Origin of the sequence: Mediterraneibacter hominis (assembly GCF_014287475.1) — a bacterium.
In the GTDB taxonomy this organism is placed as follows: Bacteria; Bacillota; Clostridia; order Lachnospirales; family Lachnospiraceae; genus Mediterraneibacter; species Mediterraneibacter hominis.
Window position 1 is genome coordinate 1 of record NZ_JACOPF010000004.1, and the last position, 20652, is coordinate 20652.

General features: G+C 42.5%; 18 protein-coding genes. 5 read left to right on the forward strand and 13 right to left on the reverse strand.

Going from position 1 to position 20652, the window contains the following annotated elements; translation table 11 throughout:
- Positions 1–761: 761 nt before the first annotated feature.
- The 4 genes from H8S37_RS14550 (at position 762) to H8S37_RS14565 (ending at position 2340) form a co-directional block, all read left to right on the forward strand.
- Positions 762–1034 carry a GNAT family N-acetyltransferase gene (locus H8S37_RS14550; protein ID WP_186876798.1) on the forward strand — a complete coding sequence of 91 codons (273 nt, stop codon included), beginning with the start codon at positions 762–764 and terminating at the stop codon, positions 1032–1034.
- A 199-nt stretch (positions 1035–1233) separates the two neighbouring features.
- Complete coding sequence (locus tag H8S37_RS14555) at positions 1234–1599, forward strand: DUF2089 domain-containing protein (RefSeq protein WP_186876799.1); 366 nt, start codon at positions 1234–1236, stop codon at positions 1597–1599.
- 47 nt (positions 1600–1646) lie between these two features.
- The gene (locus H8S37_RS14560) at positions 1647–2027 is read left to right on the forward strand and encodes an SHOCT-like domain-containing protein (protein WP_186876800.1); all 381 of its coding nucleotides are present in this window, start codon (positions 1647–1649) and stop codon (positions 2025–2027) included.
- 46 nt (positions 2028–2073) lie between these two features.
- Positions 2074–2340, forward strand: a complete 267-nt coding sequence (locus H8S37_RS14565; protein WP_186876801.1) for a hypothetical protein — start codon at positions 2074–2076, stop codon at positions 2338–2340.
- A 342-nt stretch (positions 2341–2682) separates the two neighbouring features.
- On the opposite strand, the gene ppdK is transcribed toward H8S37_RS14565, so the two are convergent.
- From ppdK to glpK, 12 genes are all read right to left on the reverse strand, one after another.
- Positions 2683–5307 (reverse strand): pyruvate, phosphate dikinase, encoded by a 2625-nt coding sequence (gene ppdK / locus H8S37_RS14570; RefSeq protein ID WP_186876802.1) that lies wholly within the window; start codon positions 5305–5307, stop codon positions 2683–2685.
- 222 nt (positions 5308–5529) lie between these two features.
- On the reverse strand, positions 5530–6927 hold the full coding sequence (locus tag H8S37_RS14575) for an aminopeptidase (protein WP_186876803.1): 1398 nt from the start codon (positions 6925–6927) through the stop codon (positions 5530–5532).
- 173 nt (positions 6928–7100) lie between these two features.
- Positions 7101–8489 (reverse strand): glycine--tRNA ligase, encoded by a 1389-nt coding sequence (locus tag H8S37_RS14580; RefSeq protein ID WP_334298559.1) that lies wholly within the window; start codon positions 8487–8489, stop codon positions 7101–7103.
- Between the two features lie 165 nt (positions 8490–8654).
- Positions 8655–9395 carry a DNA repair protein RecO gene (gene recO / locus H8S37_RS14585; protein ID WP_330605017.1) on the reverse strand — a complete coding sequence of 247 codons (741 nt, stop codon included), beginning with the start codon at positions 9393–9395 and terminating at the stop codon, positions 8655–8657.
- Entirely contained in the window at positions 9343–9522 is a 180-nt protein-coding gene (locus tag H8S37_RS14590) for a hypothetical protein (protein WP_186876805.1), read from the reverse strand. The genes recO and H8S37_RS14590 overlap by 53 nt, the downstream gene beginning before the upstream one ends.
- 104 nt (positions 9523–9626) lie before the next feature.
- Positions 9627–10526 carry a GTPase Era gene (era, locus tag H8S37_RS14595; protein ID WP_186877035.1) on the reverse strand — a complete coding sequence of 300 codons (900 nt, stop codon included), beginning with the start codon at positions 10524–10526 and terminating at the stop codon, positions 9627–9629.
- 61 nt (positions 10527–10587) lie between these two features.
- Positions 10588–13515 carry an insulinase family protein gene (locus H8S37_RS14600; RefSeq protein WP_186876806.1) on the reverse strand — a complete coding sequence of 976 codons (2928 nt, stop codon included), beginning with the start codon at positions 13513–13515 and terminating at the stop codon, positions 10588–10590.
- A 175-nt stretch (positions 13516–13690) separates the two neighbouring features.
- Entirely contained in the window at positions 13691–14080 is a 390-nt protein-coding gene (locus tag H8S37_RS14605; protein WP_186876807.1) for a DUF1667 domain-containing protein, read from the reverse strand.
- Between the two features lie 3 nt (positions 14081–14083).
- Positions 14084–15367 (reverse strand): NAD(P)/FAD-dependent oxidoreductase, encoded by a 1284-nt coding sequence (locus H8S37_RS14610; protein ID WP_186876808.1) that lies wholly within the window; start codon positions 15365–15367, stop codon positions 14084–14086.
- A gap of 2 nt (positions 15368–15369) precedes the next feature.
- Positions 15370–16797 (reverse strand): NAD(P)/FAD-dependent oxidoreductase, encoded by a 1428-nt coding sequence (locus H8S37_RS14615; RefSeq protein WP_186876809.1) that lies wholly within the window; start codon positions 16795–16797, stop codon positions 15370–15372.
- On the reverse strand, positions 16790–17497 hold the full coding sequence (locus tag H8S37_RS14620) for an alpha/beta fold hydrolase (protein WP_186876810.1): 708 nt from the start codon (positions 17495–17497) through the stop codon (positions 16790–16792). Before H8S37_RS14620 ends, H8S37_RS14615 begins: the two co-directional genes overlap by 8 nt.
- 5 nt (positions 17498–17502) lie before the next feature.
- Positions 17503–18999, reverse strand: coding sequence for a glycerol kinase GlpK (gene glpK, locus H8S37_RS14625; RefSeq protein ID WP_186876811.1), 1497 nt, complete (start codon positions 18997–18999; stop codon positions 17503–17505).
- 221 nt (positions 19000–19220) lie between these two features.
- Between glpK and H8S37_RS14630 the strand changes: the two genes are divergently transcribed.
- Positions 19221–20108, forward strand: a complete 888-nt coding sequence (locus H8S37_RS14630) for a magnesium transporter CorA family protein (RefSeq protein WP_186876812.1) — start codon at positions 19221–19223, stop codon at positions 20106–20108.
- Here H8S37_RS14630 and H8S37_RS14635 read toward each other — a convergent pair.
- Positions 20101–20535, reverse strand: a complete 435-nt coding sequence (locus H8S37_RS14635) for an RbsD/FucU family protein (protein ID WP_186876813.1) — start codon at positions 20533–20535, stop codon at positions 20101–20103. The two genes, H8S37_RS14630 and H8S37_RS14635, sit on opposite strands and share 8 nt — an antisense overlap.
- Positions 20536–20652: the final 117 nt, after the last annotated feature.

The window sequence follows — 20652 nt, forward strand, 5'->3', positions numbered from 1 at the left end:
CGTTCATCCTGAGCCAGGATCAAACTCTCGCATGTAGAACTTTGGCTTCGTCTTTAAAAGCCTCTTGTTCGTTTGCGCTCCCCATGTTCTTAACGCGGTTTCCCACATGTTTAGAACTGTCGGAGCTTCTTTTTGTTTGCCCGGACCAGAATTAACCTCTAGCTAATTCTTATCCTTTTACTGTTCTTGGTTCGTCTGTATTCTATACAGACCGTTCGAAAATTTCTCTCTTAGAATTTTCAAGGATTGTTGTCTATTGTTCAGTTCTCAAGGTGCTTCTTTGTTCTCGCCTCTTAGCGACAGCTTTTATATATTACCAAAACCTTTTCCGCTTGTCAAGAACTTTTTTCTTCTTTTTTCGCCGCCTCTTTCTTCTCTCTTTCGCGACAGCTTTCTTAGATTATCATATCATTACTTGTCTGTCAAGCCTATTTTTACCTTTTTTCCACTTTTTTACTTTTTAATCTTCATCTCTATTTTATCTCCCTATTTTTTCTACTTATTTGCATTTGCACACACTGGCACACTAGCCTGAAAAGTAATTGACACAGGTAGTAAAATAAGCTTATCTCTGTCCTACATAAAGCTAATAATTGATTTTTTCTGATAGAACCGCTATAATATTCATAATTTATTTAAACTAATTTTATAATGTTGAAAATAAAAAAGGGGTATAAAAATCTGGAGGAAAATTATAACATGTACTTTTTCCAATCGTTATGATATTCAGCCCATCTATAAAATGAATGTGAGGAAACTATATGCATTTTATCCATAATGAAAATCAAATAGTACTTTATTCTGACAATGAAGAATTACTTGCAGAAATTACTTTTCCTTATATAGACAAGGACACCGTCAATATCAACCATACATTTGTAGATGCTTCTCTACGCGGACAAGGAATTGCCGCAAAACTCATGTTAGAAGTTGTCGCGGGACTTGAGCTTCGTCAATTAAAGGCCGTCCCTACTTGTTCTTATGCAAAAGGTTGGTTTGAAAAGCACACAGAATACCGTTATCTTCTTAAATGAAAACTTTCTATAATGAAATAAAAAATTGCTCTGTACAAATAAGGTTTATATTTGCACAGAGTAATTTTTTATCTCATCATCTTGTATTTATCAATTCAAATATTAATTATTTTAATTTTTATATCAAAAATATTAATTTTAATATTGATTTTATTAATATATTGTATTATATTTATTTTAAAAGGAAGGAAGTGAGAAGATGCAAAAAATTATCAGTCGTTGTCCGGTATGTAATGAAGAAATGCATGTAACCCAGTTAAAGTGCTCCCATTGTGAAACGGTCATAGAAAACAATTTTCAATTAAGTAAATTTGATTATTTGACAACAGAGGAACTTCATTTTACTGAAACTTTTCTAAAATGCAGAGGTAACATAAAAGAAGTTGAGAAAGAATTAGAAATTTCATATCCTACTGTGCGTACAAAGCTGAATTCTATAATAAAGAAGCTTGGATTTGAAGATACCGTCGCACAGGACGAAGAACTACAACATCGTGAAACTGTTCTAAAAGCTTTAGAACGAGGTGAACTTACTGTCGAGGAGGCAATACGCAAATTAAAGTAACTTTATTCCTAATATTATCATTTATAAAGCAGAAAGGAGATATAATTATGGATGAAAAGCTAAGAATTCTAAAAATGGTGGAGGATAAAACAATTACAGCAAAAGAGGCCGCAAGCTTGATGGATGCACTAGGCATAGAGGAAACGGAACAAGCGTATGTTTCTTCTCCTTCGTATGATAAAAAAATGTTCCGTATCATTGTAGACAGTGTCAATGGAGATAAGGTAAACATTCAATTTCCAGTAAATGCTGTAAGGCGTCTGTTAAAAGTGACAGGAAAACTTCCTATTCCAGAGAAAGAGTTAGAAGGCTTTGACCTAAATGAAATGCTATCCGCCGTATCTGAATGTCTGGATGCACAGATAAATGGCGACTTTGTCAATGTGACTGGTGCAGATGGAACTGTCGTAAGAATCTATGTGGAATAACAATTGTCTTTATATCTTTATTAAAAAATGAACAGGGGTACACTCAATGAAAATACATATAAAAACACCGGATGGACACAACATTAAAATGCCTGTTCCCGTTGGTTGCGCTGCTTTTTTCATACAGAGACTTCCAGACAGCCTTTTCAAAAATGTGCAGAATAAAATTTGCTATCCTTTTAATACTTTACTCACAAAAGAAATCGTATCACTTATGCTCTCTCAATGCACAGATATCATAAAAGAAAACAAAGGTCTGGAAGTCATTCATATAGAAGCGAAAGATGGTACTTATGTTTCAGTCCAATTCTAATTTTTATAGAGCCCTCTCCTGACCAGAGTGCTTTTTCCTGCAATCCTGTCCTCCTCTACGGCGGGCAATTCCTCGTGTAGCTTTGACATATTTTCCCGTCTATTATAGGTTTCTATATCTATGGCTATCAGCCCCCGTACCGTTCTTAGTTAAAAAACTAGCTTCTGCGGTCTTTCTGCACATATCGGCAATCTCATTGTCATCTGTATGATTGCTTAATATTCTATTCCTATTATATTTTCATACAAGCAAGTCCACCAAATTGTAAAAATAAGCGTACCATTATTTCTAATGATACGCTTATCATTATTCAGATATAAACATCAACATCCAAATCTTCGCCTATTTTCGTGCAATAGCCGCCTGTGCTGCTGCCAGTCGCGCGATCGGCACTCTAAACGGTGAGCAAGATACATAATCCAGTCCAATACTGTCACAGAATTCTACCGAACTCGGATCTCCACCATGCTCGCCGCAGATACCTACATGCAAGTTCGGATTAACCGGTTTTCCTAATTCAATCGCCATCTTCATCAGTTTGCCAACACCAACCTGGTCAAGCTTAGCAAATGGATCGTTTTCAAAAATCTTCGCATCATAGTATGCTTCTAAGAACTTACCGGCATCATCACGAGAGAATCCGTATGTCATCTGTGTAAGGTCATTTGTACCGAAGCAGAAGAAGTCAGCTTCCTTTGCAATTTCATCTGCTGTAAGTGCAGCTCTTGGAATCTCAATCATTGTACCCACTTCATATTTCAGATCGCTTCCTGCTGCCGCAATTTCAGCGTCTGCTGTCTCAACTACGAATTTCTTCACATATTTTAACTCTTTGATGTCTCCAACAAGTGGAATCATAATTTCTGGTTTTACATTCCAGTCCGGATGTGCCTTCTGTACATTGATTGCAGCGCGGATAACCGCTTTTGTCTGCATCTTTGCAATTTCAGGATATGTTACTGCAAGACGGCATCCACGATGTCCCATCATTGGGTTAAATTCATGCAGGCTGTCAATGATTGCTTTAATCTGCTCTACGGTCTTGCCCTGTGCATCTGCCAGCTTCTTAATATCTTCTTCCTCTGTTGGAACAAACTCATGCAACGGTGGATCCAGGAAACGGATAGTAACCGGATTACCCTCCAATGCTTCATACAGCTTCTCAAAATCTCCCTGCTGTTCTGGAAGAATCTTGTCCAGTGCCGCTTCTCTTTCTTCCTCTGTCTCGGAGCAAATCATTTCACGGAACGCATCGATTCTATCTCCCTCAAAGAACATATGCTCTGTACGGCAAAGACCAATTCCCTCTGCGCCCAGCTCACGTGCTTTCTTAGCATCTGCCGGAGTATCTGCATTGGTGCGGACTTTCATTGTTCTATATTTGTCAGCCCATCCCATAATTCTTCCGAATTCACCTGCAATCGTTGCATCTACTGTCGGAATGATTCCGTCATAAATATTTCCGGTAGAACCATCCAGAGAAATCGCATCTCCTTCATGGTACTCTTTTCCGGCAAGTGTAAACTTCTTATTTGCTTCATCCATTACAATATCGCCGCACCCTGATACACAGCATGTACCCATTCCACGTGCAACAACTGCCGCATGAGAAGTCATACCACCACGTACAGTCAAGATACCCTGTGCAGATTTCATTCCTGTAATATCTTCCGGTGATGTCTCCAGACGTACCAAAACAACTTTTTCTCCTCTCGCAGCCCATTCTACTGCATCATCTGCCGTAAATACAATTTTACCGCAGGCAGCTCCTGGTGAAGCACCAAGTGCTTTTGCCATCGGTGTCGCTGCTTTTAAAGCCGCAGCGTCAAACTGTGGGTGAAGCAGAGAATCCAAATTTCTCGGATCGATCATTGCAACTGCTTCTTCCTCTGTTCTCATACCTTCATCCACGAGGTCGCACGCAATTTTCAGAGCTGCCTTTGCAGTTCTCTTACCGTTACGTGTCTGAAGCATATACAGTTTACCATGCTCTACAGTAAACTCCATATCCTGCATGTCTCTATAATGTGTCTCCAGAGTCTTGCACACTTCTTTAAACTGTGCAAATGCTTCTGGGAATTTTTCTTCCATCTCAGAAATATGCATCGGAGTGCGGACACCTGCAACAACGTCCTCTCCCTGTGCATTTGTCAAGAACTCTCCAAAGAGTCCGTTCTCTCCCGTAGCAGGGTCTCTTGTAAATGCAACACCTGTACCACAGTCATCTCCCATGTTACCGAACGCCATCATCTGTACATTGACAGCAGTTCCCCATGAATACGGAATATCATTATCACGGCGGTATACATTGGCTCTTGGGTTATCCCATGAACGGAATACAGCCTTTACAGCTCCCATTAACTGCTCTTTCGCATCAGACGGGAAATCTGCACCGATTTTTTCTTTATATTCAGCCTTGAACTGTCCTGCCAACGTTTTCAGATCTTCTGCTGTCAGCTCAACATCCTGTGTAACGCCCTTCTTCTCTTTCATCTCGTCGATGAGCTCTTCGAAGTATTTTTTGCCTACTTCCATAACAACATCTGAATACATCTGAATGAATCTTCTGTAGCAATCCCATGCCCAGCGTGCGTTTCCTGATGCTTCTGCCAGAGTTTCTACAACTTCTTCATTCAATCCCAGATTCAGGATAGTGTCCATCATACCTGGCATAGAAGCTCTTGCACCGGAGCGAACAGAAACAAGCAGAGGATTTGTCTTATCTCCAAATTTCTTTCCTGTAATTCCTTCCAGCTTTTCGATGGCTTCCATAATCTGTGCCATGATTTCATCATTGATTTTTCTGCCATCTTCATAATACTGTGTACAAGCCTCTGTAGTTACTGTGAATCCCTGTGGTACCGGGAGTCCTAAGTTTGTCATTTCTGCGAGGTTTGCGCCTTTTCCGCCAAGAAGGTTTCTCATTGTAGCGTCACCTTCTGTGAACATATAAACCCATTTTGCCATGTTCGAATGACCTCCTAAATAAAATTTTACAAATAATTTTGCATTAAGTCGCATATAATATTCTAATTGTTTTACCCTTTGTCGTCAAGCGTTTTATTGGTAAATATACACAATCTTTATTCCTTTTTTCATTTCTCTTTTCCCAAAAAACAAAGCCCTCGGCAGTGCAGCTTTTTGCACATGCCGAGGGTTAATTTTGCATAAATATTCGTTTTATTTTCTCTAGTCCAGTTTTAAAAATGCCCTGTAGCCTTTTACTGCCTCATAAATATCTGCTTTGCTCGTCACCTCATAAGGCGCATGCATATTCAGTACCGCCACGCCGCTGTCTATGACTTCCATCCCGTAGTTCGCCATAATATACGCAATGGTTCCGCCGCCTCCTATATCCACTCTCCCTAACTCGGAAAACTGATACGCAACTCCTGCCTCGTCCATTACACGCCTAAGCTCTCCCAAATATTCTGCATTTGCATCGTTTGAGCCTGATTTTCCCCTGCTTCCGGTAAATTTATTAAAAGTCAGTCCATTTGCGAAAAATGCAGAACTCCTCTTTTCAAACGCCTCTGCAAACATGGGATCATATGCCGCGCTGACATCCGAAGAGAGCATTTTCGATCTGGCAAGCGCACGGCGGACTTTCAGCTCTGATTCTCCTTCTGTCAGCGCCACCAATTCCGCTACTGTATTTTCAAAAAATTTGGAATGCATCCCTGTAGCTCCTACGCTCCCTATCTCCTCCTTGTCTACAAGCAGACAGCATCCTGTGCGCTTAGCCTGCTCTACATCCAGCATAGCAAACAGAGAGGTAAACGCACATACTCTATCGTCCTGTCCATAAGACAACACCATGCTTCTGTCTATTCCGCAGTCTCTCGCCTTCCCCGCAGGAACAATTTCCAGTTCTGCAGAATAGAAGTCTTCCTCTTCCATCTCATATTTTTCTTTCAGTATCTCCATCACATGCTTTTTCACAGCGTCTTTTTCTGCCTTATCAAGCCCTTCCACCTGTTCAATCGGCCGATTTCCAATTAAAAGATCTAGTTTTTCTCCCTCAATTACTTTGGAAGCCTTCTTTTCCATCTGCTCCTGTGCCAGATGGATCAGCAGATCTGTAATTACAAATACCGGATCGGATTCTTCTTCTCCCACCGTCACTTTCACAGCACTTCCATCCTTTTTCACAATGACTCCATGCAGGGAAAGCGGCTGTGCTACCCACTGGTATTTTTTAATTCCTCCGTAATAATGAGTATCCAAATAGGCAAGCCCTTCATTTTCATAGAGTGGATTCTGCTTTACATCAATACGGGGAGAATCGATATGCGCCCCTAAAATATTCATCCCTTCCGAAATTGGTTTTTCCCCTATACGGAAAAGCGCAATCATTTTTGACATGCACACTGCATATACCTTGTCTCCAGCTTTTAGAGACGTTCCTTTTGCCAGTATCGTTTCTATGTTCCGGTACCCTGCGCGCTCTGCCATATCTACAGCCAAAGCAACACATTCTCTCTCTGTTTTCCCCTGATTTAAGCATGTTTTATAGCGTTCATTGATTTCATTTAACTCCTGAATCTGATTTTCATTATAAGTTGCCCATACATTTTTTGCTTCCATCTCTTCTGTCATCCTTTCTTTGTATCATCTTCCCCTTAAAGCGATATTTCTATGCAGCCGCTTTCCAATTGCGTGCAGTGTGCATCCCCAGAGGTTTTTATTGTATAGGGAACGAGGCTTCCTATGCAATGAAAAAGAGGGGAGATACCCTCTTTCTTCAGAATATCCCCCATTTACCACTCGAATTTTTTCTCGAAGTATGCTTTTAAATCTTCTATTTTCACTCTCTCCTGCTCCATTGTATCACGGTCACGTACAGTAACCGCGCCGTCCTGTTCGGACTCAAAATCATATGTCACACAGAATGGAGTTCCAATTTCATCCTGACGGCGGTACCGTTTACCAATATTTCCCCTGTCGTCAAATTCACAGTTGTATGTCTTTGACAACACCTCATACACTTTTAAAGCGCCCTCGTTGAGTTTTTTAGAAAGTGGCAGAACCCCTGCCTTCACCGGCGCTAAGGCTGGGTGAAAATGAAGAACCGTACGTACATCCCCGCCTTCTAATTCTTCCTCGTCATAAGCGCTGCAAAGGAACGCAAGCACCATGCGGTCTGCTCCTAACGACGGTTCAATCACATAAGGAACATATTTTTCCTTCTTCTCATCATCAAAATACGTCAGATCCTGTTTGGACACTTCCATATGGCGGGATAGATCATAATCCGTACGATCCGCAATCCCCCATAATTCTCCCCATCCAAATGGGAATAAGAATTCTACATCTGTAGTCGCTTTACTATAGAAGGACAATTCTTCCTTCTCATGATCGCGGTAACGTACCTCCTCCTCTTTTAGCCCAAGTGTACTTAACCAGTTTAAGCAAAAGCTCTTCCAGTAATCGAACCATTCCAGATCTGTATCCGGCTCACAGAAAAATTCCAGTTCCATCTGCTCAAATTCCCTTGTACGGAATGTAAAGTTTCCCGGCGTTATCTCGTTGCGGAAAGATTTTCCTATCTGTGCAATTCCAAAAGGAATTTTCTTTCTAGAGGTACGCTGTACATTCTTAAAATTCACAAAAATTCCCTGTGCCGTCTCCGGACGGAGGTATACAATATTCTTTGCGTCCTCTGTAACCCCCTGGAATGTCTTAAACATCAGGTTAAATTCACGTATATCTGTAAAATTGTGCTTTCCACAGGAAGGGCACTTGATACCATGCTCTTCAATATATGCTGTCATCTGCTCTTTCGACCATGCATCTACACTTCCTTCAAGTTCTATACTGTTTTCCGCCGCGTAATCCTCAATCAGTTTATCTGCACGAAACCTTTCTTTGCACTCCTTACAGTCCATAAGCGGATCGCTAAAGCCTCCCAAATGTCCCGAAGCCACCCATGTCTGCGGATTCATTAAAATTGCACAGTCCACTCCTACATTGTACGGACTCTCCTGCACAAATTTTTTCCACCAGGCTTTCTTTACATTATTTTTCAGCTCTACACCAAGATTGCCGTAATCCCATGTATTGGCAAGTCCTCCGTAAATCTCGGAGCCTGGATATACAAACCCTCTCGATTTTGCCAGAGCTACAATCTTGTCCATTGTCTTTTCCACCATTATACTATTCCTCACATTCTCTTATTCATCTACACACAGGGTATAAAGAAAATTCCTCATACACCCGTCTTCGTGCCGGTTTCCGGCATTATAAACTGCTACTTATTATAACGGGTCGCTTTCCTTTTGTAAAGTGAAAGCAGCGGCTGAATTTGCCTATAACTATAGTAAAGTCTCCAGGATCTCTAAGGATTTGAATTTTTTATCTATGTATATAGCGCAATAATGTTCCATAATTTTCCCAAGTTGATTCAACACCTTTTCAGACACTGTAAATGTATATAATTTCTCTATTTTACTACTTTCTATATATTGCATGCTATATAATGTGGAGTTATCCAGTACAATCTTATCTATCACATCTTGACCACATTTCCTGCACACAAGCCCGCCCTTTTTTGCGCTGAACTCCATATTTTTTTCCTGGCTGCCGCAGCCTACACACTGAAAGACCTGCGGTCCCTCCCCGTTTATGCTCACCGCTTTCAATTCAAATATATATCGGACAAGCCTGTTTGGAATATGTGGATTCGATATCGCCTTCAAGGTCTGATAGAGAAGTTTTAACATGTCCCTCTCGTCATTTCGTTCTCGTGTATAATAATTGGCAAACTCCAAAAAATAAAACCCATAATATGCTCCCGTGATATCTTCTCTTAGCTCTGCGAAATAATTCGATATATTGGCAGACTGTATTGTATAGGAGGTTCTGCCCTCATACATCACAAATTCCCCGAAGCTAAAAGGATTCACAGCGCCAATAAGGGGGCTGTTCGGTCGTCTCGCCCCCTTTGCAAATGCAGAAATTTTTCCATGTTCTTTTGTCAGAAGCACAACCCTTTTGTCATATTCACCAACCGGCGCTGCGGACAACACCATTCCTGTCAAAACAATCTGATTCACTCTCTATGCCCCATTTATAAGTACTTCCTGTCTCTTTTACTGCTTCTCTTCTCTGTTCCTGTCTATAGAGGAGATAGTCCTCCACTTTCCCCGTCACCATAAACTGCTTCCAGTATCTTTCTTCCATCGGCTCACCTCTTCATATGTGTTACTGTTAGGTTCCCCGATTCATACGCAGGCTATACCACGCAAAAACTACCAGTCTTTTTTGCGCAAAATACCTTGACAGCTTCAAATATCTTCTTGTCTGTAACCAAAATTTTTCATCTGGAAATCACTATCGCGCCAGTTTTTCTGTACTTTTACCCACAGTTTCAAATTCACCTGACAGTCAAGCAGCTTCTCTATCTCATAACGCGCGGTAATTCCAATTTTTTTCAGCATGCTTCCCTGTTTTCCTATAATAATTCCTTTGTGGGAATCCCGTTCGCAGATGATCGTCGCATCAATATGCATCACTTTCTTCTGCTTTTTCATTCTATCAATCGCTACAGCAATTCCATGTGGAATTTCCTCCTCCAGGCAGTGCAGCGCCTTTTCCCGGATCAGTTCTGCCACAATCTGGCGTTCCGGCTGATCTGTCACTGTCTCTTCGTCATAGAACTGCGGCCCACTAGGAAGATATTGAAAGAGCACCTTTACCAATTCATCCGTATTCTTCCCGTTTCTTGCAGATACCGGCACAATCTCTGCAAACTCCAGCTCCCTGCGGTATGTATCGATCGCCTGCAGCACCCCCTCTGGTTTTACCATATCTATCTTATTGATAACGAGAATAACCGGCGTATGCACTTTTTTCAGCTGCGCGATAATGTGCTGTTCTCCTGCCCCTATAAAGCTGGTCGGCTCTACAAGCCACAGTATAACATCTACCTCTCCCAGCGTATGCTCTGCTACATTTACCATGTATTCTCCCAGCTTATTCTTCGCTTTATGTATACCAGGCGTATCTACAAATATAATCTGTCCTTCCTCCGTCGTCAGAACTGTCTGGATTCTGTTCCGGGTCGTCTGGGGCTTATTTGAGGTAATCGCAATCTTCTGTCCGATCAGATAATTCATCAATGTAGATTTTCCTACATTTGGCCTGCCAATCAGCGTCACAAATCCTGATTTGAAATTTCCTTTCATTCCTGCTCCTTTTCTACTCAAAATCCGCCTGTTCAAGCTTTCCTTGAACAGGCAGACTTACTTAAAATAATGTCTTTATTTCCATAAACAGCTCTTTTGCCGCCTCTATTTTGTCTTCTCCGCCGATCACACAGAGCATGTCAGCATTTAAAAGAGCCTGTACTACCCCCGCCAGCGCACGGATATCCTCTTGATCTGCTGTAAGAATTTCTTCTCTTTCCCGACGAATCATAGCCTCTGACACATGATTCATATACAGATTCATAGAACGTTCCCCTTTCGCCGCAGGCGTCATAGGACGATCGATATTGCTGATTGTCCCGATAATATATTTGTCCATATCTCTTTCACTGACAGTGAAATTCTTCAGATACTTCACAATCCCCTCGTAGATCTTCATCGTCTCTTTTAAATTGGGATCTCTATAAGAAACAAGATACCCCTCGCCTATTCGGTTAAAATTACTCATACAGCCATAAGCACCGCCCTTAACCCGGATATTCTGCCACAGATAGTCATAACTTAAAATCACTTTCAGAATCTGCAGTGCTCCGCTGTACTGGGCTCCCTCATCTATAAAATTTCCTACCCGCGCCACATATTGTACTTTTGAAGAGGTTTTAAATCCTTCATTTTTCTTTTTTACATGAAGAATACAATTTCTTTCTCTTTTTCTGTCTCCTTTGTATAAAGTATACTCTATTTTCTCAAATGCCTGTAGAATCGGCTCCATTTTGCCCTCTGATGCGGTATAGCTAATCATCAGATTGTCCGATCGGAAAATTCTTCCTGCAATGTCTTTCAGATTGTGAATCAGCTCTTCCTTTCTTTCTTCAAAATGCTCTTCTATCTCTTTGACAACTTCATAAAATCCGATTCCGTCTGTATCATCTTTAAATTTCGCCATAGGCGACCCATAAGAGAGGGCACGCAAGGCTGCTGTCGTATGCCCGGATGCCTGGAAGGACATAGTAAGCCTGGATTTGAGCATTGCAAGAATTTCCTTCAGGCGCTTTTCGTCGTCCAGCTTTGACTCCATAAGAATCTCCCGCATCATAGAGAGCAGAACGTCCATCTGCGGATAAAGTGCCTTGCCTTTCATCTCGAATGTTGCTTTAAATGCTTTTTCTTTTACTTTCACAGCGTCTGCGTACAGCTCCAGCGATGTTCCAATTCCGCCTGTATGCACATTGATTTCGTTAAATAATTCTCCGTATTCATAATGGCTTGTATCAATAATACCAAGTACACTTTGCAGAATCCCTACATACGGTAAGAGCTCTTCTTCTATTTCTGACAGGTCAAACATCAATGTCACGTAGCCGATTCCATTCGTCTCTACCTTATGATATACCAAAGGAACCTCTCCGGCCTTTCTCTCTTCATTATATATCGGAGCAATCTCTCTGGAAATATCCCCTCTTTTCAGCACTGGTATCTTTGCCAAATCTTCCGGCGCGGATTCTTCCTCCTGATAGTTCACAAGCGCGGCAGTATCCGACACAAGCTTTTCAATTTCCTGGTCGCTTAAGCCCTCTTTATAAGCTTTCAGCTTTTCTCTCAGTTCCTTTTCCATATGCGCTGTGCGCCCTCTCTCTGGTTTGATTACAACAATCGACGCATGCGTATTTTCCAGAAGGTATGTTTTTATCAATTTCTCGAAATATCCCGTTTTTATCTGCTCTTTCAAAAAATGAAAGGTTGGGATCGCCTGCATATGGATAAATGGCTTTGTATCGTCATACAGCCAACTGTCGAACAACTGAAGCCCGTACATAAGCCCCTTTGGATAATTCCCGAAGTCTGCCTCTCGGAAACGAAATTCATGGTAGTTGATGCCCGCCTCCAATGCCTTTTTATCCATTCCATTTTCCACAATCTTTTTCAGTGTATCTTCGATCACTTCCACAAATTTCTGTTTTTGTTCCAAATTCGCGTTTTTTGATATTACGGAAAAAATCGGCTGATAAATCCCATTATCATAGGAGCCCATGATGTCCTTGCCGATTCCTGCATCTAAAAGAGTCTTCTTAAGTGGTGCCCCCGGTGCAGATAAAAGTGCATAATCTAGTATCTGGAATGCGAGATATAGTTTTTCATCCAGTGAGGTTCCAATTACTTTATTGTAAGAAAGATACGTGTTATTCGCTTCTGACTCTTCACTGGAAATCGAGTATTCCATCTCCACTTCTTTGACCTTGTCAAAAGGAGCCTGGTATCGGATTTCTGAATCCACTTCCTTAGCATCAAAAGCCGAAAGATAGTTTTCGTCCAGCCACTTTAGTTTTTCTTCCATATCCATATTTCCATAGAGATAGATATAACTGTTAGAAGGATGATAATACTTTCTATGGAAATCTAAAAATTGCTCATATGTCAATTCTGGAATTACCTCCGGATCTCCGCCAGATTCATTTGCATAAGAGGTATCCGGAAAGAGTGAATTTAAAATCACGCGGTCCAGCACACCCTCCGGAGATGAGAATGCTCCCTTCATCTCATTATATACAACTCCATTATAGGAAAGCTGCCCATCCGCACTGTCCAGCTTATAGCTCCAGCCCTCCTGACGGAAAATCTCGTCATGTTCATAGATATTCGGATAGAACACTGCGTCCATGTATACGTGCATCAGATTTTGAAAATCCTTGTCATTACAGCTCGCTACAGGATATACTGTTTTGTCTGGATAGGTCATGGCATTTAAAAACGTATTCAAAGATCCCTTCACCAGCTCTACAAACGGATCCTTCACCGGAAAATCCCTGGAACCACACAGAACGGAATGTTCCATGATATGCGGCACTCCGGTGCTGTCTGACGGCGGTGTGCGAAATCCTATCGCAAACACTTTGTTTTCATCTTCATTCTCCATTAGCAAGACTCTTGCCCTGCTCTTTTTGTGTCTCAAAAGCACACCCTTTGACTTCAAATCGGATAAGTCTGCTTCCTGGATTACTTCATATGCTGACAACTCATATATACTCATCTGCTTTTTCTCTCCTTGTCCTATTCTCTTTTCTGTTAACAGAATAACCAAAATCTTAGATTTTGAAACGCTTCCTCGTTTTTTATAAGGTATACCCTAAAGGGCATACCGTAATTCATTCCCTTTGGGAGGGCGGGCTTCGCCCGATAAGGTATACCCTAAAAGGTATGTATTATTATAGCATTTTGTCTAAATCCTGAAAAGAGGCGCCGCTGTCTTTTGATGCTATTATGTCAGAGCCTGTGCCGGCAATATCCTTTATAAGTATATCCCCTGTTTTTACTGGGGCTGTGACTATCATACCTTTTAAAATTTTCATACATTCCATTATTTTTTCTTTCGGAATTTCCCGATTTGTCCGAACCGGCACAAGAGGATACGCGCCTCCTTTTACCCGCACAGTCGTCGTCAAACTTCGCATAGGATGAAAAAGTTCTTTTATAGCATACTCCTTTCCTCTTTTACAATGGTTTCCCAAGACACATGTCTTTCCGTCCTCTGCAAATACCTTGAGCCTGCAGCCAAGCGGACAACAGATACAGACAAGCTCTTTTTCTTTTCCCATATCTCATGCCTCCTTTATCTGGATTTGCAAGACGGACATATTTGGATACTTCTCTGCTTCATCGCTTTTTAAGCATATCTCTGCCATCTCTCCCGGGGTAAGCACTCTTACTTTTTTTCGTGTTAAGAGCTGCCCGTCTGCCAGTAGTTCCACATAACAATTTTCAAATACAGCGGTTACTCGGAAACGTATGGCAATCTCCTTTTCTACCCTCTGTATGTCGATAAAGGAAGGGACTGTATAGCGGATGCCTGTTCCTGCACACACAATCGTACAATCTTCCCAGGCTTTTCTTACATCCTTTTGTCCGCCGCGTCCTTCTCTTACATATGCAGCCGCATGTTTTCCTGCATTTTCTGCTTCCTGGGAAACAAAGTCCACCAGATCATGCACATGTAAGACATTCCCACATGCAAAAATTCCGTCTGTACTTGTCTGAAAGCTCTCATCTGAAACAGGCCCGTTTGTAACGGGATTTAATACAACTTTCGCCTGTTTAGACAATTCATTCTCTGGTATCAACCCTACAGAAAGCAACAGTGTATCACAGACATATTCCTCTTCTGTTCCAGGAATCGGCCGTCCGTTTTCATCTACCTGAGAAAGCGTGACCCCCTCCAGCCGTTCTTTGCCTCTGACGGCAGTCACTGTATGCTTTAGCTTCAGAGGAATCCCATAGTCGTCCAGACACTGCACAATGTTTCTCTTTAGTCCTCCGCTAAAGGGCAGAAGCTCTGCTACAACCTGCACATGTGCCCCTTCCAGCGTCATTCTCCGCGCCATAATCAGACCTATATCGCCAGAACCTAATATTACCACTTCTTTTCCAGGCAGTTGCCCCTCTATATTCACCAACCTTTGTGCAGTCCCTGCTGTATAAATCCCTGCCGGACGAAACCCTGGAATATTAAGCGCACCTCTGGGACGCTCTCTGCACCCCATTGCAAGAATGACTGCATCTGCTTTTAGTATGCAGACCCCTCTTCTAGAATTCACTACTGTCACTTCTCTCTCTGGGGAAATATCTGTCACCATTGTCTCCAGCCAATATTCTATTTTCAACTCCTGCACTTGCTTTATAAATCGAGCAGCATATTCCGGCCCCGTAAGCTCTTCCTGAAAGGTGTGGAGGCCAAACCCGTTATGGATACACTGATTTAAAATACCACCCAGCTCTCTATCCCTCTCCAGAATCAAAATCCTATCCACACCTTCTCGTTTTGCCGCCGCAGCCGCCGCAAGTCCTGCCGGGCCTCCGCCCACAATGATAATCTCATATTGTTCCATCTTCATTTCTCCCCTATCACCATTCGGGACTTGCCGCCCTTTTTCGTTATTTCTTCCCACGCAATATTCTGTTCACGTGCCAAAATCTCCATCACCTTTGGAGTGCAAAAGCCTGCCTGACATCTTCCCATGCCCGCGCGGGTTCTTCTTTTTACACCGTCCAAAGACCTGGCCCCGAGGGGGCGGTGTATGGCATCGAGTATTTCCCCTTCTGAAATCTTTTCACAACGACAGATCATATTTCCATAGGCGGGCTCTTTCTGAATCAGCTCGTTCCTTTCTTTTAAAGACAGTTTTTCTGGATTCAGAATCCCTTTTCTTGTCTTTTGAAACTTTTTATTTTCTTTTAGTTTTAATTTATTTCTTACCATATTTGCCACCATCTGTCCAATCGCCGGAGCGCTGGTAAGTCCTGGGGACTCAATTCCCGCGCAGTCTATAAATCCAGGGGCGTCCTCTGCCTCCTGAATAAGAAATTCATGTCCATCCTCATGGGCACGCAGACCTGCAAAACTGGTAATCACTGCTTTTGTGGGAATATGTTCTACCGTAAGACGTGCTTTCTCCTGCACTGCCCAAAGTCCCTCTGCTGTAGTATCTACCCCGTCTCTATCTTCTATATCCAGTGCGGTAGGGCCACACAGTAGATTTCCATGCACAGTTGGGGTTACAAGCACTCCCTTCCCTAATTTCCCCGGCAGGGCAAATATTGTACGCGTAACATGCTCTCCTGCCTCTTTATCATAGAGCAGATACTCCCCCTTTCGAGGGGTAATATGTATTTTTTGCCTGCTTGCCATATTGTGAAAAACATCTGCATAGACGCCTGCCGCATTGATAACCGTTTTTGTCTCATAAATTTTTCCTGTACCAGTTGTCAGCTTCCAGCCATCTTTCATTCGTTCTATCTGCTTTACCTCCTGTTCAAGGTAAAATTCCACTCCGTTTACGCAGGCGTTTTCTGCCAGTGCTATCGTAAGCCCAAAGGGACAGACAATCCCTCCCTCCGGTGCGTAGAGGGCGCACACCGCTTCCTCTGAAATATGTGGTTCTAAGGAAAGCAGCTCCTCCCTCTCAAGAATCCGCAGATGTTTTACTCCATTTTTGATTCCTCGCTCATATAGCTCTGTCAGTCTGTCTCTGTCCGCAGGATCTGTACATACCACAAGAGAACCATTTCGCTTAAAAGGAAAGTCCAGCTCCCGAGAAAGTTCCTCCATCATACGGTTTCCCTGCACATTCAGCTTTGCCATCAAAGTCCCCGGCCGCGCGTCAAACCCTGCATGCACAATCCCACTGTTTGCCTTGGATGTTCCACTGCAGACATCCTCTTCCTTTTCCAGCACGCACGCCTTTATTTCATATCGAGACAGTTCACGCGCCACCGCACAGCCTGTCACTCCGGCGCCAATGATCACTGTGTCATACATCTTTTTTCTCCTTCCCGTCTTTTTCTTTCAGAAATATTTCTACTGCTTTATTAAAGGCTTCTGGGTTTCTTTTAGCCACAAAATGGTTTCCTTCGATCAAGACTAATTCTGCGTCAGAAAGATTTTCGTATATCTGCCGGGTGTGTTCCTCCTTAATCATGTCCTTCGTCCCTGCAATCACCAATGTCCGTACTTTTACTTTTTTTAATTCTGACGGCTCAATATTTGGATCGTGTACCATAAGCCCAAGCATTTCTGCATTAGCTGCTGCCCTGCTGCTTACTCTGGCGAAAAGAGAGGCTATCCTATATCCCACAATAATTGGAATCTGCACTGTCGGCTTTACCCCGTCTCCCTTTAGATTCGCTCCGTTTAAAATCAATTTTTTTACATACTCCGGATAACGCATTGCAAAAATAAGCGCAATGTTTGCACCGTCTGAAAACCCTAATATATTTGCTTTCTTGATTTTCTTCTCTTCCATAAAATCATGCAAATCCTCTGCGAACTGCCGTATACAAAAATTAGCAGTTCCTCTCGCAGACTTTCCATGCCCGCGCGTATCTAATGCAATCACACAGTAGCTTTTCTTGAAATATGCTGTCTGTTCATCAAAATACGTGCTGTCCTCTCCATTTCCATGCAGCAGAATCAACGGTTCTCCGCTGCCCTCTTCACGGTAAAAAAGTTTTATCTCCATTTGTTCTATTCTTCCTTCGCCCATCCATATGCATATTTGACCGCTTTCTTCCATCCGGCAAGCATACTTTTTCGTCTCTTGGCTTCTATCTCGGGCTCAAATGTCCGGTCAACCGCCCAGTTTGCTTTTACCTCCTCCTTATCCTTCCAGTATCCTACAGCGATTCCTGCAAGGTAAGCGGCTCCCATTGCTGTCGTCTCCACACACTGGGGGCGCTTTACAGGCGCGTAGGAAAGGTTTGCCTGCGTTTGCATAAGGAAATTGTTTGCACTTGCCCCGCCATCCACCTTCAATGCGGCAAGGCGGATTCCAGATTCCTCCTCCATCACTTCTAAAACATCATTCACCTGATAGGCAAGGGATTCCAAAGTAGCGCGTATGATATGATATTTATTGACTCCCCGCGTAAGTCCTACGATTGTCCCTCGGGCATACTGATCCCAGTAAGGCGCTCCAAGCCCTGTAAAGGCTGGCACCACATAACAGCCATTCGTATCCTTTACCTTCTGCGCCATATATTCCGAATCCTGTGAGGAGTCCAAAAGGCGCATCTCGTCCCGCAGCCATTGTATCGCTGCTCCAGCAACAAAAATAGAACCTTCCAGAGCATAATTGACTTTTCCATCCAGTCCCCAGGCGATAGTTGTCACCAGTCCCTTTTCTGAAAAAACAGGTTTTTCTCCTGTATTCATAAGCAAAAAGCATCCGGTACCATATGTGTTCTTTGCTTCTCCCTTTTCAAAACAAGTCTGCCCAAACAATGCCGCCTGCTGATCTCCTGCCGCACCCGCAATCGGTATCGGCGCCCCAAAAAAGCCTGCATCCGCCTCTCCGTATATGCAGCTCGATGGCTTTACTTCTGGGAGCATACATGCCGGTATATTCAGCTCTTTCAAAATCTCTGCGTCCCACGTCAGGCTATGGATATTAAAAAGCATTGTCCTGGAAGCGTTCGAATAGTCTGTTACATGCACTGCTCCCTTCGTCAGCTTCCATATCAGCCACGTCTCCACAGTGCCGAACAAAAGCTCTCCGCGTTCCGCACGTTCCCGTGCCCCTTCTGTATGATCCAATATCCATTTTATCTTTGTACCGGAAAAATAAGCGTCAAGCACCAGCCCTGTCTTTTTTCTAAATTTCTCTGTCAACCCTTTTGCCTTCAGGCTGTCGCAGTATGCAGATGTCCTTCTGCATTGCCAGACAATCGCATTTCCTATAGGTTTTCCTGATGTCTTGTCCCAGACAATTGTAGTCTCCCGCTGATTCGTAATTCCAATCGCCGCAATATCTGCCGCTGTGGCATGAATATTCGCCATCGCGGTCATCGCTACTTCCAGCTGCGTAGACCATATTTCTTCTGGATCGTGCTCCACCCACCCGGGTTTTGGGAAATACTGCGTGAACTCCTTTTGTGCCACACTGCATATCTCCCCTTTCTCATTAAATAAAATACAGCGGTTGCTTGTTGTTCCTGAATCCAATGCCATCACATATTTTCTCATAATTTCCTCCCTGTGGACTTCTGCTTTTTTCCTTCTTTCATTATATGGAAAATACCTGTAATTTACAACACTTATCCCACCTTATACACATTCCTTCTTTTCCATATATCTGACGCCACATTTCTCGGCAGCCGCACTCTTGTCTATTTTTGTTCAGATAGTATATAATATAAAGAACGATTACAGCCTATCGGAAATATTGATTATCAGAGGAGATTACCATGCGTACTACAAATGACACTCTGCTGCCCTGTTCACCCGTACAGATTCTTACAGAAAAACAGTTCTGTGAAAAATATCCTTTGGCCTCCCGCCGTATTTTCTTAAATGAGGGACTTGTCCATGCCCGTTTCTGCAAAGCAGAACAGTTAAGCAACGGTGTTGCAGGCACATTTGCCATACCAGATAAAAAGAAGCCCGTAAACGGCAAATTCACATTCGGCTATTATCTGACCTCAAAACTTTTGATTTTTATCGATGATTCTGGAAATGTACAAGATTTTATAAAAGAGATGAAAGACCTGCCGCTTACCGATGCTTCCTCTCCCTGCCTCTTTTTATTTGATTTTCTAGAATTCCTTTTGAAAGATGATATGATATATCTTCTCGATTATGAAGAAAAGCTGACAGATTTAGAAGAACAGCTATTAAACAAAAATCTCTCTGACTTTAATCGTACGATCCTCTCTGTCCGCAAAGAATTATCCGCACTCAGCGCATATTATGAACAGCTCTCTGATTTAGGAGAGACCTTCCAAAAGCTGGCTGCTGAAAAAGAACAGCAGAGAGAACGTCTGCTTTTCGGTCTTTTTTCCGACAAAGCAGACCGCCTTCACTCTACTGTTCAGATGTTAAAAGAATATTCTATCCAGTTAAAAGAAATGCATCAGACACAGATCGATCTGCGCCAGAATGAAATTATGAAAGTTCTGACTATTGTCACAACTGTCTTTATGCCTCTCACTCTCGTCACCGGATGGTACGGGATGAATTTCTATAATATGCCGGAGTTGTCTTACCGGTATGGATACCGTATTATATGTATTGTATGCCTTGTTATTCTTTTCATAGAGCTTTGGATATTCATCATAAAAAAATGGTTCAAATAACTCCTTTTTGCAGCATAATATTTGCATAAAGAGCAGACTCAGATGTGGCAATAACCGCATATGCTTTTTTAGCCTCCTCATAGAACGCAAAACGTTCTATGTTTCCAACAGTTGTCTCTCCTCTGTCGTCATACTTTCGTATTATTTCTTTATACACATCCCATATAGGGGTTTCCACTGTATCTCCCGGCATTACCTCCATAAGGCTGACAGGCTTTTCCACATAGGTATCCAGTGGAAAAACCTGTAGGATTGCCTCTAAAAGCTCCGGAATGTTATGCCCGTCACATCTTATGACAACTGCATTTTTCCCAATCGACTCTACTGGAAAATTTCCATCGGCGATGACCAGCCTGTCACTATGCCCCATTTCGCAAAGTACTTTCAAAAGTTCTGGTGATAAAATTCCGGGTATTCCTTTTAACATTTCATTTCCTCCTTGTTTTGGCTTATTTCTGTTCGGTAAAGGCTGCCAGACCTTTCCTGAAAAATAAGGGTGCAGAAGCTCCGCACCCTTATAAAATATACCTGTTTCTTTTCTTTG

Excerpts from the sequence above, each read along its gene's own strand:
- H8S37_RS14550 (WP_186876798.1), top strand. The coding sequence starts at position 762 with ATGCATTTTATCCATAATGAAAATCAAATAGTACTTTATTCTGACAAT.
- H8S37_RS14555 (WP_186876799.1), top strand. The coding sequence starts at position 1,234 with ATGCAAAAAATTATCAGTCGTTGTCCGGTATGTAATGAAGAAATGCAT.
- H8S37_RS14560 (WP_186876800.1), top strand. The coding sequence starts at position 1,647 with ATGGATGAAAAGCTAAGAATTCTAAAAATGGTGGAGGATAAAACAATT.
- H8S37_RS14565 (WP_186876801.1), top strand. The coding sequence starts at position 2,074 with ATGAAAATACATATAAAAACACCGGATGGACACAACATTAAAATGCCT.
- ppdK (WP_186876802.1), bottom strand. The coding sequence starts at position 5,307 with ATGGCAAAATGGGTTTATATGTTCACAGAAGGTGACGCTACAATGAGA.
- H8S37_RS14575 (WP_186876803.1), bottom strand. The coding sequence starts at position 6,927 with ATGGAAGCAAAAAATGTATGGGCAACTTATAATGAAAATCAGATTCAG.
- H8S37_RS14590 (WP_186876805.1), bottom strand. The coding sequence starts at position 9,522 with ATGGAAGAAAGATACTGGAAGCAGTTTATGGTGACGGGGAAAGTGGAG.
- era (WP_186877035.1), bottom strand. The coding sequence starts at position 10,526 with ATGAAAGGAAATTTCAAATCAGGATTTGTGACGCTGATTGGCAGGCCA.
- H8S37_RS14600 (WP_186876806.1), bottom strand. The coding sequence starts at position 13,515 with ATGAGTATATATGAGTTGTCAGCATATGAAGTAATCCAGGAAGCAGAC.
- H8S37_RS14605 (WP_186876807.1), bottom strand. The coding sequence starts at position 14,080 with ATGGGAAAAGAAAAAGAGCTTGTCTGTATCTGTTGTCCGCTTGGCTGC.
- H8S37_RS14610 (WP_186876808.1), bottom strand. The coding sequence starts at position 15,367 with ATGGAACAATATGAGATTATCATTGTGGGCGGAGGCCCGGCAGGACTT.
- H8S37_RS14615 (WP_186876809.1), bottom strand. The coding sequence starts at position 16,797 with ATGTATGACACAGTGATCATTGGCGCCGGAGTGACAGGCTGTGCGGTG.
- H8S37_RS14620 (WP_186876810.1), bottom strand. The coding sequence starts at position 17,497 with ATGGAGATAAAACTTTTTTACCGTGAAGAGGGCAGCGGAGAACCGTTG.
- glpK (WP_186876811.1), bottom strand. The coding sequence starts at position 18,999 with ATGAGAAAATATGTGATGGCATTGGATTCAGGAACAACAAGCAACCGC.
- H8S37_RS14630 (WP_186876812.1), top strand. The coding sequence starts at position 19,221 with ATGCGTACTACAAATGACACTCTGCTGCCCTGTTCACCCGTACAGATT.
- H8S37_RS14635 (WP_186876813.1), bottom strand. The coding sequence starts at position 20,535 with ATGTTAAAAGGAATACCCGGAATTTTATCACCAGAACTTTTGAAAGTA.